The 12994-nt window shown below is 56.6% G+C and carries 14 protein-coding genes and 1 tRNA gene; 10 read left to right on the forward strand and 5 right to left on the reverse strand.

Going from position 1 to position 12994, the window contains the following annotated elements; genetic code table 11:
• Window positions 1–142: 142 nt before the first annotated feature.
• Window positions 143–997 carry an AraC family transcriptional regulator gene (locus HWW83_RS02830; RefSeq protein ID WP_033642629.1) on the reverse strand — a complete coding sequence of 285 codons (855 nt, stop codon included), beginning with the start codon at window positions 995–997 and terminating at the stop codon, window positions 143–145.
• 387 nt (window positions 998–1384) lie between these two features.
• On the opposite strand from HWW83_RS02830, the gene HWW83_RS02835 reads away from it, so the two are divergent.
• The 4 genes from HWW83_RS02835 to HWW83_RS02850 are packed head-to-tail and all read left to right on the forward strand — an operon-like array spanning window position 1385 to window position 4974.
• Window positions 1385–2332 carry a 4-hydroxyproline epimerase gene (locus tag HWW83_RS02835; protein WP_033642630.1) on the forward strand — a complete coding sequence of 316 codons (948 nt, stop codon included), beginning with the start codon at window positions 1385–1387 and terminating at the stop codon, window positions 2330–2332.
• Window positions 2332–3456, forward strand: a complete 1125-nt coding sequence (locus HWW83_RS02840; RefSeq protein ID WP_033642631.1) for an NAD(P)/FAD-dependent oxidoreductase — start codon at window positions 2332–2334, stop codon at window positions 3454–3456. Before HWW83_RS02835 ends, HWW83_RS02840 begins: the two co-directional genes overlap by 1 nt.
• A complete protein-coding gene (locus tag HWW83_RS02845; RefSeq protein ID WP_033642632.1) occupies window positions 3453–3713 on the forward strand; it encodes a (2Fe-2S)-binding protein in 261 nt (86 codons plus the stop codon). Before HWW83_RS02840 ends, HWW83_RS02845 begins: the two co-directional genes overlap by 4 nt.
• Complete coding sequence (locus HWW83_RS02850; protein WP_123061573.1) at window positions 3706–4974, forward strand: FAD-dependent oxidoreductase; 1269 nt, start codon at window positions 3706–3708, stop codon at window positions 4972–4974. Before HWW83_RS02845 ends, HWW83_RS02850 begins: the two co-directional genes overlap by 8 nt.
• 47 nt (window positions 4975–5021) lie before the next feature.
• Here HWW83_RS02850 and HWW83_RS02855 read toward each other — a convergent pair whose 3' ends face one another.
• Window positions 5022–5381, reverse strand: coding sequence for a hypothetical protein (locus HWW83_RS02855; protein WP_033642634.1), 360 nt, complete (start codon window positions 5379–5381; stop codon window positions 5022–5024).
• Window positions 5382–5923: 542 nt separating this feature from the next.
• Here HWW83_RS02855 and HWW83_RS02860 point away from each other — a divergent pair.
• On the forward strand, window positions 5924–6238 hold the full coding sequence (locus HWW83_RS02860; RefSeq protein WP_033642635.1) for a hypothetical protein: 315 nt from the start codon (window positions 5924–5926) through the stop codon (window positions 6236–6238).
• 174 nt (window positions 6239–6412) lie between these two features.
• Window positions 6413–6844 (forward strand): hypothetical protein, encoded by a 432-nt coding sequence (locus HWW83_RS02865; protein WP_033642636.1) that lies wholly within the window; start codon window positions 6413–6415, stop codon window positions 6842–6844.
• A gap of 17 nt (window positions 6845–6861) precedes the next feature.
• On the opposite strand, the gene HWW83_RS02870 is transcribed toward HWW83_RS02865, so the two are convergent.
• Together HWW83_RS02870 and HWW83_RS02875 are read right to left on the reverse strand one after the other, a co-directional pair.
• Window positions 6862–7203, reverse strand: a complete 342-nt coding sequence (locus HWW83_RS02870) for a GlpM family protein (protein ID WP_033642637.1) — start codon at window positions 7201–7203, stop codon at window positions 6862–6864.
• Between the two features lie 122 nt (window positions 7204–7325).
• Window positions 7326–7550 carry a DUF2594 family protein gene (locus HWW83_RS02875; RefSeq protein WP_004927950.1) on the reverse strand — a complete coding sequence of 75 codons (225 nt, stop codon included), beginning with the start codon at window positions 7548–7550 and terminating at the stop codon, window positions 7326–7328.
• A gap of 694 nt (window positions 7551–8244) precedes the next feature.
• On the opposite strand from HWW83_RS02875, the gene uvrY reads away from it, so the two are divergent.
• From uvrY to HWW83_RS02895, 4 genes are all read left to right on the forward strand, one after another.
• Complete coding sequence (gene uvrY / locus HWW83_RS02880; RefSeq protein ID WP_004927947.1) at window positions 8245–8901, forward strand: UvrY/SirA/GacA family response regulator transcription factor; 657 nt, start codon at window positions 8245–8247, stop codon at window positions 8899–8901.
• Entirely contained in the window at window positions 8894–10726 is a 1833-nt protein-coding gene (uvrC, locus tag HWW83_RS02885) for an excinuclease ABC subunit UvrC (RefSeq protein ID WP_071845073.1), read from the forward strand. Before uvrY ends, uvrC begins: the two co-directional genes overlap by 8 nt.
• 58 nt (window positions 10727–10784) lie before the next feature.
• Complete coding sequence (pgsA, locus tag HWW83_RS02890; RefSeq protein ID WP_033642639.1) at window positions 10785–11333, forward strand: CDP-diacylglycerol--glycerol-3-phosphate 3-phosphatidyltransferase; 549 nt, start codon at window positions 10785–10787, stop codon at window positions 11331–11333.
• A 144-nt stretch (window positions 11334–11477) separates the two neighbouring features.
• Window positions 11478–11553, forward strand: a tRNA-Gly gene (locus HWW83_RS02895).
• 511 nt (window positions 11554–12064) lie between these two features.
• Here HWW83_RS02895 and HWW83_RS02900 read toward each other — a convergent pair.
• Window positions 12065–12979, reverse strand: a complete 915-nt coding sequence (locus HWW83_RS02900) for a LysR family transcriptional regulator (protein WP_197774146.1) — start codon at window positions 12977–12979, stop codon at window positions 12065–12067.
• Window positions 12980–12994 lie beyond the last annotated feature (15 nt).

Below are 12994 nucleotides of genomic sequence, written 5' to 3' on the forward strand. Positions count from 1 at the left end.
TTGACCGGTATTGCACAGGGAGGCTTGACGCTTTTCGCCGATTGCTGCGACGAAATTGGCACAATGGCGCCGGAAAGCGGGCATGCAGAAATCGGGCGCCGGTGCGCCATAAAGAATGCTTTTAATGCGGTAAATCAGCGAATTAAGCGGAAAGCGTCAGGCGGAAATCGCGCGGTGTGGAACCGGTCATCGCTTTGAACTGACGGCTGAAGGCGCTGTGATCGGTATAGCCGCACTGCAGCGCGATGTCGGTGATCGGCAGCTCGCCCGCCAGCAGTTCCGTGGCCTTTTCCAGCCGCACTTTGTGGATCATCTGGCGCGGAGTGAGGTGGAAGATACGTTTGCAGTAGCGTTCTATCTGCGCCACCGATAACCCGGTCAACGCCGTCAGCTCCTCGAGCGCGATCGGCCGGGCGTAGTGGCGGCGGATGTATACGTCGATCGCGGCCAGCCGTTGGTAAGCCGGATGATTGGCTTTGGCCTCTTGCAGATCGTGTGAAATGCCCGCCATTCCGATGATTTTTCCCTGCGCGTCGTACAGCGCCAGCTTTTGCGTCAGGCACCAGCCGGTTTCACGGCCGTTGTACAGGTGCATTTCCAGCTGATCCTGGATCAGCACGCCGTGGCGCAATACCCGCAGATCTTGCTCGGTGTAGCCTGATCCGAGCTGCGCGGGGAAAACGTCGGCGGACGTCTTGCCCAGCAGCGGCGCGACGGTCTTGAAGCCGCAGCGCCTGGCCAGCGTCAGGTTGGCCAACAGGTAGCGCGCCTGGGCGTCTTTGATAAAGAACACCACATTGGGAATCGCGTTCAGCAACGGCGCGATCAGCGCCAGCGTATTGAGCAGATCGCGCAGGTTGTTCGGACGCTGCTGCGCCAGCCCGTCGCACAGGCGCGACAAATGTTCGACGGCGAAAACGTCCTCCTGATCCGGCAGCTCCACCAGGGCAGGCGGTGAGGGAGAAATCTGATGTTGATGGTCTGAAATGGATCGCATAGCAGTCCCTTTTCGGTCGTTAGCCGGAAAAACAGGCGGCCAGGTTGGCGCTTTCGCATCAATATTAACTTTTTTGTAACGAATCAAGCGCTATTTCCGGCTGGCTACCAAATATGCGGATCGCCGCATACTTTTGCCGGACGGCGCGCGCCGGTTGCTTGAAAACTGCGGTATTTCTCGCTACGCGGTGGTCTAGCATGAAAGTAACGTCATGATAAATAAGTTATTATTATGGTTGCGTTAAACGTATGCCCGTGATGGGCCAGGCTAGCCTGTCCTCATTGTGCTGATTTCTTCATTCGCCACGCCGAAACGCATCAAGCCGTCATGCGCGCATTCGTTCAGGCTAACGCCATTGGTAACATCTCATTAACCCTGGAGACGCCGATGGCACTTTCTGCGCATATCACCGCTTTGCGGGCGATCGATTCTCATACCGGCGGGGAGCCGACCCGGCTGATCGTCGAAGGCTTCCCCGACCTTGGCGAAGGCAGCATGGCGGAACGGCGGGCGCATTTCGCGCAACATTATGACGATTGGCGCTGCGCGGTGATGCTCGAACCCCGCGGCAATGACGTGTTGGTGGGGGCGTTGCTGTGTCGGCCTTGTTCGCCGCAGGCTACCGCCGGGGTGATCTTTTTCAACAACACCGGCTATCTGGGCATGTGCGGCCACGGCACTATCGGGCTGATTGCTTCGTTGGCGCATCTCGGGCGCATCCGCGCCGGGCGTCATCTGATCGAGACCCCGGTCGGCCCGGTGAACGCCACGCTGCATGATGACGGCAGCGTTACCGTAGAGAACGTGGCGGCTTATCGTTATCGCCACCAGGTGCGAGTTGAGGTGGCCGGTTACGGCCCGGTGACGGGGGACATTGCCTGGGGGGGAAACTGGTTTTTTCTCATCGGCGAGTCGCCGTTGACCATCGATAAACACAATCTGGAGGCGCTGACCGCGTTCACCTGGGCGGTCCGGCAGGCGCTTGAACAGGCGGGCATTCGTGGCGAAGACGGCGGGGCGATCGACCATATCGAGCTGTTCGGTGACGATCCGCAGGCCGACAGCCGCAGCTTCGTGCTGTGCCCCGGCAAAGCCTACGATCGATCGCCGTGCGGCACCGGCACCAGCGCCAAGCTGGCGTGTCTGGCGGCGGACGGCAAACTGGCGCCCGATATGCACTGGCGCCAGGCCAGCGTTATCGGCAGCGAATTCCAGGCTTATTACCGCTGGAACGGCGAGCGCATCACCCCCTTTATTCGTGGGCAGGCTTATGTATGCGCCGATAGCCAACTGTTGCTCGACGAACGCGATCCTTTTGTCTGGGGCATACGCTGATGGGCGGCGGACGGGGAGTTGATGCCATCGTGGTGGGTGCCGGCATCATCGGCGCCGCCTGCGCCTGGCGGTTGGCGAGGGAGGGGTACCGCGTCTCGGTGGTGGACGACTGTCGCGCTGGCGCCACCGCCGCCGGCATGGGGCACCTGGTATGCATGGACGACAACCCGGCCGAGCTGGCGTTGAGCGCTTATTCGCTGCGGTTATGGCGTGAAGTGACGGGCCGGATGCCGCAAGCCTGCGCCTGGCGCGGCTGCGGAACGCTGTGGTTGGCGGAGCAAGCGAATGAAATGGCCATCGCCGAACAAAAGCGGGCGCGGCTGGCGGAGCAGGGCGTGGCGGCGGAACTGCTGACGGCGGAGCAGGTTGCCGCCATGGAGCCGATGCTGCGGCAGGGGCTCGCCGGTGGGCTGCGGGTGCCGGGCGACGGCATTTTGTATGCGCCGCAGGCGGCGCGTTGGCTGTTGGCCGACGCTGGCGTGGCGATCGATGTGGTGCAGGGTGAAGCGATCGCGCTGGACGAGGCGGCTGTGCGGTTGGCGGACGGCAGAGAGCTGGCGGCGCCGGTGGTCGTCTTGGCCTGCGGCCTGCGGGCCAATGATTTGTTATCGCAGCCGTTGCTGCGTGCCAAGAAGGGCCACCTGGCGATCACCGATCGTTATCCGCCGCGGGTGCGGCATCAGTTGGTGGAGCTGGGGTATGGCGCCAGCGCGCATGCCAGCGACGGCGCTTCCGTGGCGTTCAATGTGCAGGCGCGGCCCACCGGGCAATGGCTGATCGGTTCTTCCCGCCAGTTCGATTCCGTCGATTCGTCATTGGATATGCCGCTGCTGGCGGCGATGCTCATGCGCGCGCAGCATTTCTTGCCCACACTGGCGCAGCTGAACATCATTCGCTGTTGGACCGGGCTGCGCGCCGCCTCTGCCGATGGATTGCCGCTGTTGGGCGCACATCCGCGGCATACCTGGTTGTGGTTGGCGTTGGGGCACGAGGGGCTGGGCGTCACGACCGCCCTCGGCAGCGCCGCGCTGCTTGCTGCGCAGATCGGCCGGCAGGCGCCGGAGATTGATGATTCCCCGTATTTGGCGGCGCGGGCGTTTGCCGCCGAGGAGTTGTCCGTATGAAAGAGAGGCAAAACACGCTCGCGTTGAGCATCGATGGCAAACCCTACCGGGTGCCGGTTGGCATCAGCGTTGCCGCGGCGCTCAGTTTGTGCGGCGGGGATCATTGCCGGTTGTCGATTTCACGCCAGCCGCGCGCACCATTTTGCGGCATGGGCGTTTGTCAGGAGTGCCGGGTAACCATTAACGGTCTGCGCCGCCTGGCGTGCCAGACGTTGTGCCAATCCGGCATGCGGATTGAGAGGAGCGATGATGAGTGACTTCGATTGCGAGGTGCTGATCGTCGGCGCCGGGCCGGCCGGCATGGCGGCAGCGCTGGCGGCGGCGGAAAACGAGGGGCAGATACGGGTGATCGATGATAATCCGCACCCCGGTGGGCAAATCTGGCGTGATGGGCCGCAGGTGGCTTTGCCTGAAGCGGCGAGACGATATCGGCAGGCGATGGCGGCGCGGGAAAATATTGTGCTGCACTCCGGCTGCAAGCTGGTGGCGCAGTGTGGCGCTAACCGATTGGCGTATGAAGACGCCGAAGGCTGCGGCGTGATTCGCTATCAAAAGCTGATTCTATGCAATGGCGCCCGTGAGCTGCTGCTGCCGTTTCCTGGCTGGACGTTGCCGGGAGTGAGCGGCGCCGGTGGTCTACAGGCGCAAATCAAGCAGGGGCTGGCGATCCGCGGTGAGCGGGTGGTGATAGCCGGCAGCGGTCCGTTGCTGTTGGCGGTGGCGAAAAGTGTGAAACAGGCCGGTGGCGAGGTCGTGCTGGTCGCGGAACAGGCGGCGCTGCGGCGATTGGCGGCGTTTGCCGGCGGCCTGTGGCGTTGGCCGTCCAAGCTGCGTCAGTCGTTTTCTCTGATTCAGCCTCATTACCGTGCCGATAGCCGAGTATTGGCGGCATTGGGGCAAGAGCGTTTGACGTCAGTGCGCGTCGGCAACGGCGGGCGGGAAAGTACGGTGGCCTGCGACAGGCTGGCCTGCGGCTTCGGTTTGGTGGCGAATATTGAACTGGCGATGCTGCTGGGATGCCGGATCGCACACGACGCCGTCGCGGTGGATTATTGGCAGCAAACCAGCCAGGCGCAAATTTATGCCGCCGGGGAGTGTACCGGTATCGGCGGCAGTGAACTGGCGCTCACCACCGGCGCCATCGCCGGTTATGCCGCCACCGGGCAAAAGGCAAAAGCCGAATCCCTGACGGCGCAGCGGCGGCGATGGCGGTGTTTCGCCACGTCGACAGCGGCCGCTTTTGCGCTTGATGAACGCATGAGTTATCTGGCCAAACCGCAGACGCTGCTGTGCCGCTGCGAAGACGTCACGCTGGAACAGGTATGCCATCAACCTGACTGGAACACGGCCAAGCTGAGCAGCCGCTGTGGTATGGGAGCCTGTCAGGGCAAGGTTTGCGCGACGGCGGCGCGGCACCTGTTGGGGTGGCCTTTGCCGCCGCCACGCGTCCCTTTAACGCCGGTGCGGACGGAAACGCTGGTTGCTCTGGGAAGGCATTGCAGCGACGACGATAATTGATGGGGCATCGCGGCAGTGGCGTTTCAGTCCAAATCGATTTCGCTGCATCACCACTGCGGCCAATAGTAGGTTTTCTCTCGCCAGCCCTTGCCGTACATACAAGCCTCGATGGTGGCGTTTCGGGCTGACTGATTGCGATCGGTCTGTACCGTTTTGATCGACGGCTCTTTGTCATAGCGATATCCCGATGGACAATCTTTCTTATTCTTCTCGCAAGGGATGTATTTGTTTTCGTAGCTGAACTCTACGTCCCGCACGACGTCTGGCGGGAAGCGATCGTAGCCCCGACTGCGGCATTCGGCATATTCGGCATTTCGGGTGCTCTCAACTGCGCCGGGTCTTTCCCATTGGGTACAGGCAGTCATCATCAATAACGGCAAAACAATCAAACAACGGTAATTCTTCATGGTGTCCCTAACTCTTCCTCTATCCTGGTGATCACTGACTAGGAATCTTCCCAACCAGCGATGCGAAAAAGTGTAATCAACTGACGACACAATTGGAAATGATAATGGTTATTGTTTAGGTGTGATTGAGGCAACGGCACCCTGAAATGCGCCGTCGGCGATAGGGGAGAGGCTTACAAGGGGCAGATCTGACGATGAGAGTGTGTGGGCAGAGCGATTTTATATCTTTTCTCTTTTTGCTGCATGGCCTGGTCATTATCTCAGCGTTATGAGAGGGAATAACAGTATGCAAGCTAAGTATTTTCTTATCCTGTTTAAATGGAATTTTGAGTTAAGATATTTACCCATGGCCAAGTTTTAATGCACGGTATTAATGCTCTATTTTTTTATTTCTGTTTTTTTATTGTGCCTTTATTTTCGGAATTCTTCCATTAAATACTTTTTAGTTACAGGGAATTCATTTGCATTTTAAATTTGGATTTTTTAAATTCAGCTCAGATGAGGGATAACCGTTAGCGACAGGTTCAAAAAAGGAGTTTATTTTGTCTGGGATAAAGAAAACGCCTGAAAGCCATGGCGGTTTGCCTTCACCATCAGGGGATTATGATAATTTTAAGCACCTTTCCGATGTTGGCACCGTGTTGGGATATGGGCGAACTCGCTTTTATCAGTGGTGCCGCGGACGCGGATTTCTAACGCCGATGAATGTTCCTTCGCATGAAATGCTCAGTCTGGGATATATGGTGGCAGTGCTGTCAGAGACCGGTCATACCCGGGTTTACGTCACGCCGGATGGCTTCAGCTACGTCAGTGACGCGTTTGCGGCAGATATCCAACGTGGCATGGTAAAGTTTTAAATTTGTAAAAATCGCCTTTATTTCAAGGTCTTTAATACAGAATCTTCTTATCCGGAAAGACGCGCTGGGCGATGAGTGGGAAGTTATCCGATTTTTTCGTCTCTGCGACATGAGGACTACTGACAGCAGCTATTCTCTTGTTACGATAAGCATTATTTTTTTCAGGAGCCAAGGATGAAGCATTACGCCGCGTTGTTGTTCGCCTCTGCACTGTTGACGGGATGTGCGACCCAAGCCGTACCACCGCAACAGGCTGAATTACCGCCCCCAAGCCGTCTGATGCTTTATCAGAATATCCCGGATACGCCATACGCCACGGTGGTGGTGGTGCGCGACAGTGGAATGCTGGCGGGTAGCTGCCGCACCGGCGTTTATGTGAATGGGGAGTTCGCCGCTTCGCTGGGCGCGAAAGAAAAAGCGGAGTTTCGCGTGCCGCCGGGCAATACTTCGGTGAGCATCGGGCAAGATATGATAGAGAACTCTCTGTGTATTTGGCGAGATACCAGCGGCAGCGTGCCGATGACGCTGCGCGCCGGTGAAAGCCGCTATCTGCGGATCGCCGGCGATCGGCAGCGAGGCTTCGTTTTGCAGGCTGGGCGGCCGTAACCGCCCAGGCAAGGGCGTTAACGCCCTTGCCACCATCCCCACAGCGTAATTAATAGCCACGCCGCCGCAATCCAGCACAGTACCGCCGCCCCCAGCGCTAACGACAGCCGCAGACTGTTAATCAGGAAATACAGCGAAATCAAATACACCAGATAGGGCAACACCGCCCACATGCCGAAAATCAGCGTCGTTTTCAGCGCCGCTATTGAACGTTCGCTGCCGACAACATAATGCGCAATCAAAGCGAAAGTGGGGAAGAGCGGGACTAAACCGGCGATATAATAGTTGCGCGTTTTGGCCAGCAGGCCGATCAGAACCACGACCAGCGCGCCTATCAGCGCTTTGACAAAGATGCCCATAACGGTCTCGGGTGTCGGGGGAAAGCCAACACACTGCCCGAAAGCCTGAGCAGAATCAATGGCGTATTGCGTAGTGCGGGGAAAAACAGACCCGCATGAATCGCGGGTCTGAGCGGCAACGTTTACTGGCGGTAAGCGTGCTTGATTTGCTGAATGCTGTTCTTGAAGATTTCCGCCTGAGTCGGATCTTCAATCTGGGCGATGAAACGTTCCATGTTGATGATGACTTTCCCGGCATCGGCCTGGCCGATCGACTTCAGGATCAGCGTCAGCGTGGCTTTGAGGCAGGCAACCTCGGTCGCCAAGATCTCCGGGTTTGCAGACGTAGTGAAATCAACGTTGCTCATTTTCTCTCCTGATTTTTGAGGCCGTAGCCTGATACAAGCTGCTTTAGCGCACCGCGCGCGGACTATAGGCAAGTTGCCCACGCACGGCGGCGAATTTAACTGGGCGCGGAGTATAGCATAGCATGCGTCAGCCATCTGCACCGGGCTTGCTCTGGCGGCGCTGGTGGGTGAAGTTTGCTCATTGCACGTCCGGGTCATCCATTGTCGGCCAGTTATTTCGAGGCGGTTAACAAGTATTTGCCCGGCTCGTTATTGTTGAACAATCGGGGTTATTATAATTATTAGGGGCGGGTGGCACTGATTTTGCCGGCGTTGGTCGGTAATAATAGTTTTGTACGCCGGCTGTCAGGCTCGCGTTGGCCGCGGCTTTAAATATCAAATGATTACAAACAGCCAACAGCCGTGTTAATATTATTCATGTCGTGATTGCTTACACAGATTTCTCCCTCGCGGCATGATTGTCGCGCTATCCTGTGTCTGACGCAGCGCGACGAAATTATTTTCGTCGCTCGATCTTTTCCGACGTGACGATTTATCGGCGGCATAGACGGCTAAAATTGAAAAATCAGCTATGCTCCGCAAAGTTATTCGGAAGTATGTATTAATCTGTGTTCATTCTTGTCTGAAAAACAAGTAATATCTCTGGCGAAAACAGAGGCTGATTGCGTTACTCCCTTTTTTTGGAGAATTTTCCTTGATTAGCGTTCTTCTTGTTGATGACCACGAACTGGTGCGCGCAGGGATACGACGCATTCTTGAAGATATCAAAGGTATAAAAGTTGTCGGTGAGGCCCAGTGCGGTGAAGACGCCGTAAAATGGTGCCGTGGCAACGCTGTCGATATCGTGCTGATGGACATGAATATGCCGGGCATTGGCGGGCTGGAAGCCACGCGCAAGATTGTGCGTTATGCACCCGACGTCAAAGTCATCATGCTGACTATCCATACCGAAAATCCCTTGCCCGCGAAGGTGATGCAGGCGGGTGCCGCCGGCTACCTGAGCAAGGGCGCCGCGCCGCAGGAAGTGATTAACGCCTTGCGTTCCGTGCATGCGGGGCAGCGCTACATCGCGTCTGACATCGCCCAGCAAATGGCTCTGAGCCAGCTGGAGCCGCAGGCCGAAACGCCGTTCAGCTGCCTGTCTGAGCGCGAGCTGCAGATCATGTTGATGATCACCAAAGGCAAAAAAGTGAATGAGATCTCGGAGCAACTGAGTCTCAGCCCGAAAACGGTGAACAGTTACCGTTACCGTATGTTCAGCAAATTGAATATCAGCGGCGACGTCGAACTGACCCACCTGGCCATCCGACATGGATTGTTCAATGCGGAGACGTTGTTAAGCAGTGAATGACCGTTTTGATGCCAAAGCTTTCCTGAGTACCGTCACCAGCCAACCTGGCGTCTATCGTATGTATGACGCCACTGGCACGGTGATCTACGTCGGTAAAGCCAAAGACCTGAAAAAACGTCTCGCCAGCTATTTTCGGCAGCAGGTCAGCAGCCGTAAAACCGAAACGCTGGTTAAAAATATCGCGCAAATAGACGTAACGGTTACCCATACCGAAACAGAAGCGCTGTTGTTGGAACATAACTACATTAAATTGTACCAACCGCGATATAATGTTCTTTTGCGAGACGATAAATCTTATCCGCTGATTTTTCTCAGCGCCGATACCCATCCCCGTTTAGCGGTGCATCGCGGCGCCAAACACGCCAAGGGCGAATATTTCGGTCCTTTTCCCAACTCTTACGCCGTGCGCGAAACGCTGGCGCTGCTGCAGAAGCTGTTCCCGATCCGCCAGTGCGAAAACAGCGTGTATCGCAACCGCTCGCGCCCGTGTCTGCAGTATCAGATCGGCCGCTGCCTGGGCCCTTGCGTCGCCGGCCTGGTGAGTGAAGAAGAGTACCGGCAGCAGGTGGACTACGTACGGCTGTTTCTTTCGGGCAAAGATCAACAGGTGTTGCACCAGCTGATTGCCCGCATGGAAGAGGCCAGCAAGCTGCTCAATTTCGAAGAGGCGGCGCGCATACGCGATCAAATTCAGGCCGTGCGCCGCGTTACCGAGCGGCAGTTCGTGTCGGGCGACAGTGACGATCTGGATGTCATCGGCGTGGCGTTCGACGCCGGTATGGCATGCCTGCACGTGCTGTTCATCCGTCAGGGCAAGGTGTTGGGCAGCCGCAGCTATTTCCCTAAGGTGCCGGGCGGTACGGATATGAGCGAAGTGGTGCAGACTTTCGTCGGCCAATTTTACCTGCAGGGCAGCCAGGCGCGCACGCTGCCCGGCGAGATCCTGTTGGATTTCAGCTTGCCGGAAAAGGACCTGCTCGCAGAATCGCTCTCCGAGTTGGCGGGGCGCAAGATCCAAATTCAAAGCAAGCCGCGCGGCGACCGCGCCCGTTATCTGAAGCTGGCCCGCACCAACGCGGCAACGGCGTTGACGACCAAGCTTTCGCAACAGTCGACGATCCATCAGCGGCTGGCGGAATTGGCCAAAGTGCTGAATCTGGCGGAAATCAACCGTATGGAATGCTTCGACATCAGCCATACCATGGGCGAACAGACCGTAGCTTCGTGCGTGGTGTTCGACGGAAACGGCCCGGTGCGTTCGGAGTATCGGCGCTACAATATTAGCGGCATCACCCCCGGCGATGACTACGCGGCGATGACGCAGGTGCTGAAACGCCGTTACGGCAAAGCGCTGGAAGAGAAAAAAATCCCGGATGTCATTTTCATCGACGGCGGCAAAGGGCAGCTCGGCATGGCGATCGACGTGTTCAACTCGCTGAACGTCACCTGGGACAAGAATAAACCGTTGCTGATCGGCATCGCCAAAGGCGCCGATCGCAAGGCCGGGTTAGAAACGTTGTTCTTCGTGCCGGAAGGCGAAGGGATTTCGTTGCCGCCGGATTCGCCGGCGCTGCATGTGATCCAACACATCCGCGATGATTCACATAATCATGCGATTACCGGTCACCGGCAGAGAAGGGCGAAAGTCAGAAATACCAGTGCACTGGAACTGATTGAAGGCGTAGGGCCGAAACGGCGCCAGGTGCTGTTGAAGTATATGGGCGGACTGCAACCTTTGTTGAACGCCAGCGTGGAGGAAATTGCAAAAGTGCCGGGTATTTCACAAGCATTGGCAGAAAAGATCTACAATGCATTGAAACACTGAGGGCAATGTAGCAACATACTCTTAATTTCCACTTTAGCCAGATAGTTACCGTAGCATTATGCAATTGAATATACCGACTTGGCTTACCCTGTTTCGCGTAGTTCTGATCCCATTCTTTGTGCTGGCGTTTTACCTGCCGTTCAGCTGGGCTCCGATGGTTTGCGCCGTTATCTTTGTGTTTGCCGCTGTCACCGACTGGTTTGACGGTTTCCTGGCGCGCCGCTGGAAACAAACGACGCGCTTCGGGGCGTTTTTGGATCCGGTCGCGGACAAAGTGATGGTGGCGGTAGCGCTGGTGCTGGTGGCGGAGCACTACCACAGCTGGTGGATCACGCTGCCGGCGGCCACCATGATCGCCCGCGAAATCATCATTTCGTCGCTGCGCGAGTGGATGGCGGAAATTGGCAAACGCAGCAGCGTGGCGGTGTCCTGGATCGGCAAAGTGAAGACCATGGCGCAGATGATGTCGCTGGTGGGTTTGCTGTGGCGCCCGGATCGCTCTGTGGAATATGTGGCGATCGGCTTGCTGTATATTGCGGCGGTGCTGACTTTCTGGTCGATGTTCCAATATTTGAACGCGGCGCGTAACGATTTGCTGGAACCGTGATCGATACGCTGCAAAAAGCGGCAAACGATCGTGATGGGCCAACAATTTTATTGACTCATCACGTCAGGTAAGTAGAATGCATCGCATCAGACGACAACGATGAATTGCCGAAAGATAGCAAAGAAATCAGTCAGTTCTGGTAATGCGGGAATAGCTCAGTTGGTAGAGCGCAACCTTGCCAAGGTTGAGGTCGCGAGTTCGAGCCTCGTTTCCCGCTCCAAACATTAGCCTGTTGAATCCCCGTGATTCGGCAGGTACGAAAAAGGGGCCTTTGGCTCCTTTTTTGTTTTCTAATCCCTCCCGCTTTCTATACCTCACCATCAAGCTTTAATCAGTGACTCTGTTTCTGGTCGTCGATTCGATATACCAAAGCAACAGAATCTCACATTCTTCTTGCATGATGTACTTTTTCTCTCCTCGCAAATAGTCTGGACATTCAAGCGGTCTTTCAGGCTTTATCGCCCCCGGCGATGATGAATCTGCGATTGCAGGAAAGGATATTTCCGTGAGCCTGATAACAAGGACTTAGGCTGTGGGCATGCGCCGCATTTTGTCGATCGTTATGGTAACGATATTGTGGCCTTGGTCAGCGAAATCGACAGCCGGCGACACCGCCGCGTTCAGCGTTAAAACTTCCCCGCTGCGTTATGCCGGCATGACGAGGAGGGAAGCTTAGGCATTGGCTGTGATGGCCGTGTCGACGAATAGCATGTGCCGTTGCTTCCCATCGGTTATTTTGACAACTCGATAATTTGTTGACGTAGCCATATCTGTGCGGGATCGCCGTGAGCTCGCTCATGCCAGATCATCGACATTGAAAATGTCTCGGCCCTCAACGGTAATTCTGTTACTTCAAGGGGGAGGCTCTGCGTGATGTGCATGGCTAGCCGTCTGGGTAGGGAGAGAATGAGATCGCTGCTCGCGACTATCGTTGGCGCGACCAGGAAATGAGGCAGCCGCATCGACACTCGCCGACTTTTACCCAGCGCGGCGAGTGCCGTATCGATCTGAGCATTGCCTTGTCCGGTGATGGTAACGACGATATGAGAGGATGCGGCGAACGCCTCCAGGGGTAACCTGGAAGACAAGAGAGGATGCCCGCGCCGAGTTACGCAGACCAGATCTTCATCATAGAGTTTCCTCTGATGAAACCCCGCAGGCAGCCGTTGACTGTCAAACACGCCTAACGCGATATCCGCATCGCCACGAGCGACGCTATCCACGTTGTTACCGCTAGGAGGCGGTATGTCCAATGTCACTCCGGGGGCAGCTTGTTCGGTTCTCGCCACCAATTTTGGTAGCACTATCGAAGCGATATGGTCCAGGCAGGCGATGGTAAATCGCTGCTGTGCAGTCGCGGGATCAAATTGCGCTGGCGCCACAATACCGCGGATATCCTCCAGCAGTCGTTCCACCAATGGTTCTAAAGCAAGGATTCTGGGCGTCGGTTCAACGCCACTCGATGTGCGCACGACAACTTTGTCCTGGAACAGCTCACGTAGCCGACCCAATGCTCTGCTGGCCGCCGGTTGGCTTAGCCCCATCCTGGCACCCGCTCGCGTGACGTTGCGTTCGCGAAGCAGCGTGCTCAGGAATTTCAATAGGTTCAGGTCAATGGCATTAATATCCGTTTTTTGAATTTTCATAATTCACCTCATGCA

The organism is Serratia ureilytica (genome assembly GCF_013375155.1).
In the GTDB taxonomy this organism is placed as follows: domain Bacteria; phylum Pseudomonadota; class Gammaproteobacteria; order Enterobacterales; family Enterobacteriaceae; genus Serratia; species Serratia ureilytica.

Coding starts and splice junctions, on each gene's coding strand:
- HWW83_RS02830 (WP_033642629.1), bottom strand. CDS start 997: ATGCGATCCATTTCAGACCATCAACATCAGATTTCTCCCTCACCGCCT.
- HWW83_RS02835 (WP_033642630.1), top strand. CDS start 1,385: ATGGCACTTTCTGCGCATATCACCGCTTTGCGGGCGATCGATTCTCAT.
- HWW83_RS02840 (WP_033642631.1), top strand. CDS start 2,332: ATGGGCGGCGGACGGGGAGTTGATGCCATCGTGGTGGGTGCCGGCATC.
- HWW83_RS02845 (WP_033642632.1), top strand. CDS start 3,453: ATGAAAGAGAGGCAAAACACGCTCGCGTTGAGCATCGATGGCAAACCC.
- HWW83_RS02850 (WP_123061573.1), top strand. CDS start 3,706: ATGAGTGACTTCGATTGCGAGGTGCTGATCGTCGGCGCCGGGCCGGCC.
- HWW83_RS02855 (WP_033642634.1), bottom strand. CDS start 5,381: ATGAAGAATTACCGTTGTTTGATTGTTTTGCCGTTATTGATGATGACT.
- HWW83_RS02865 (WP_033642636.1), top strand. CDS start 6,413: ATGAAGCATTACGCCGCGTTGTTGTTCGCCTCTGCACTGTTGACGGGA.
- HWW83_RS02870 (WP_033642637.1), bottom strand. CDS start 7,203: ATGGGCATCTTTGTCAAAGCGCTGATAGGCGCGCTGGTCGTGGTTCTG.
- HWW83_RS02875 (WP_004927950.1), bottom strand. CDS start 7,550: ATGAGCAACGTTGATTTCACTACGTCTGCAAACCCGGAGATCTTGGCG.
- pgsA (WP_033642639.1), top strand. CDS start 10,785: ATGCAATTGAATATACCGACTTGGCTTACCCTGTTTCGCGTAGTTCTG.
- HWW83_RS02900 (WP_197774146.1), bottom strand. CDS start 12,979: ATGAAAATTCAAAAAACGGATATTAATGCCATTGACCTGAACCTATTG.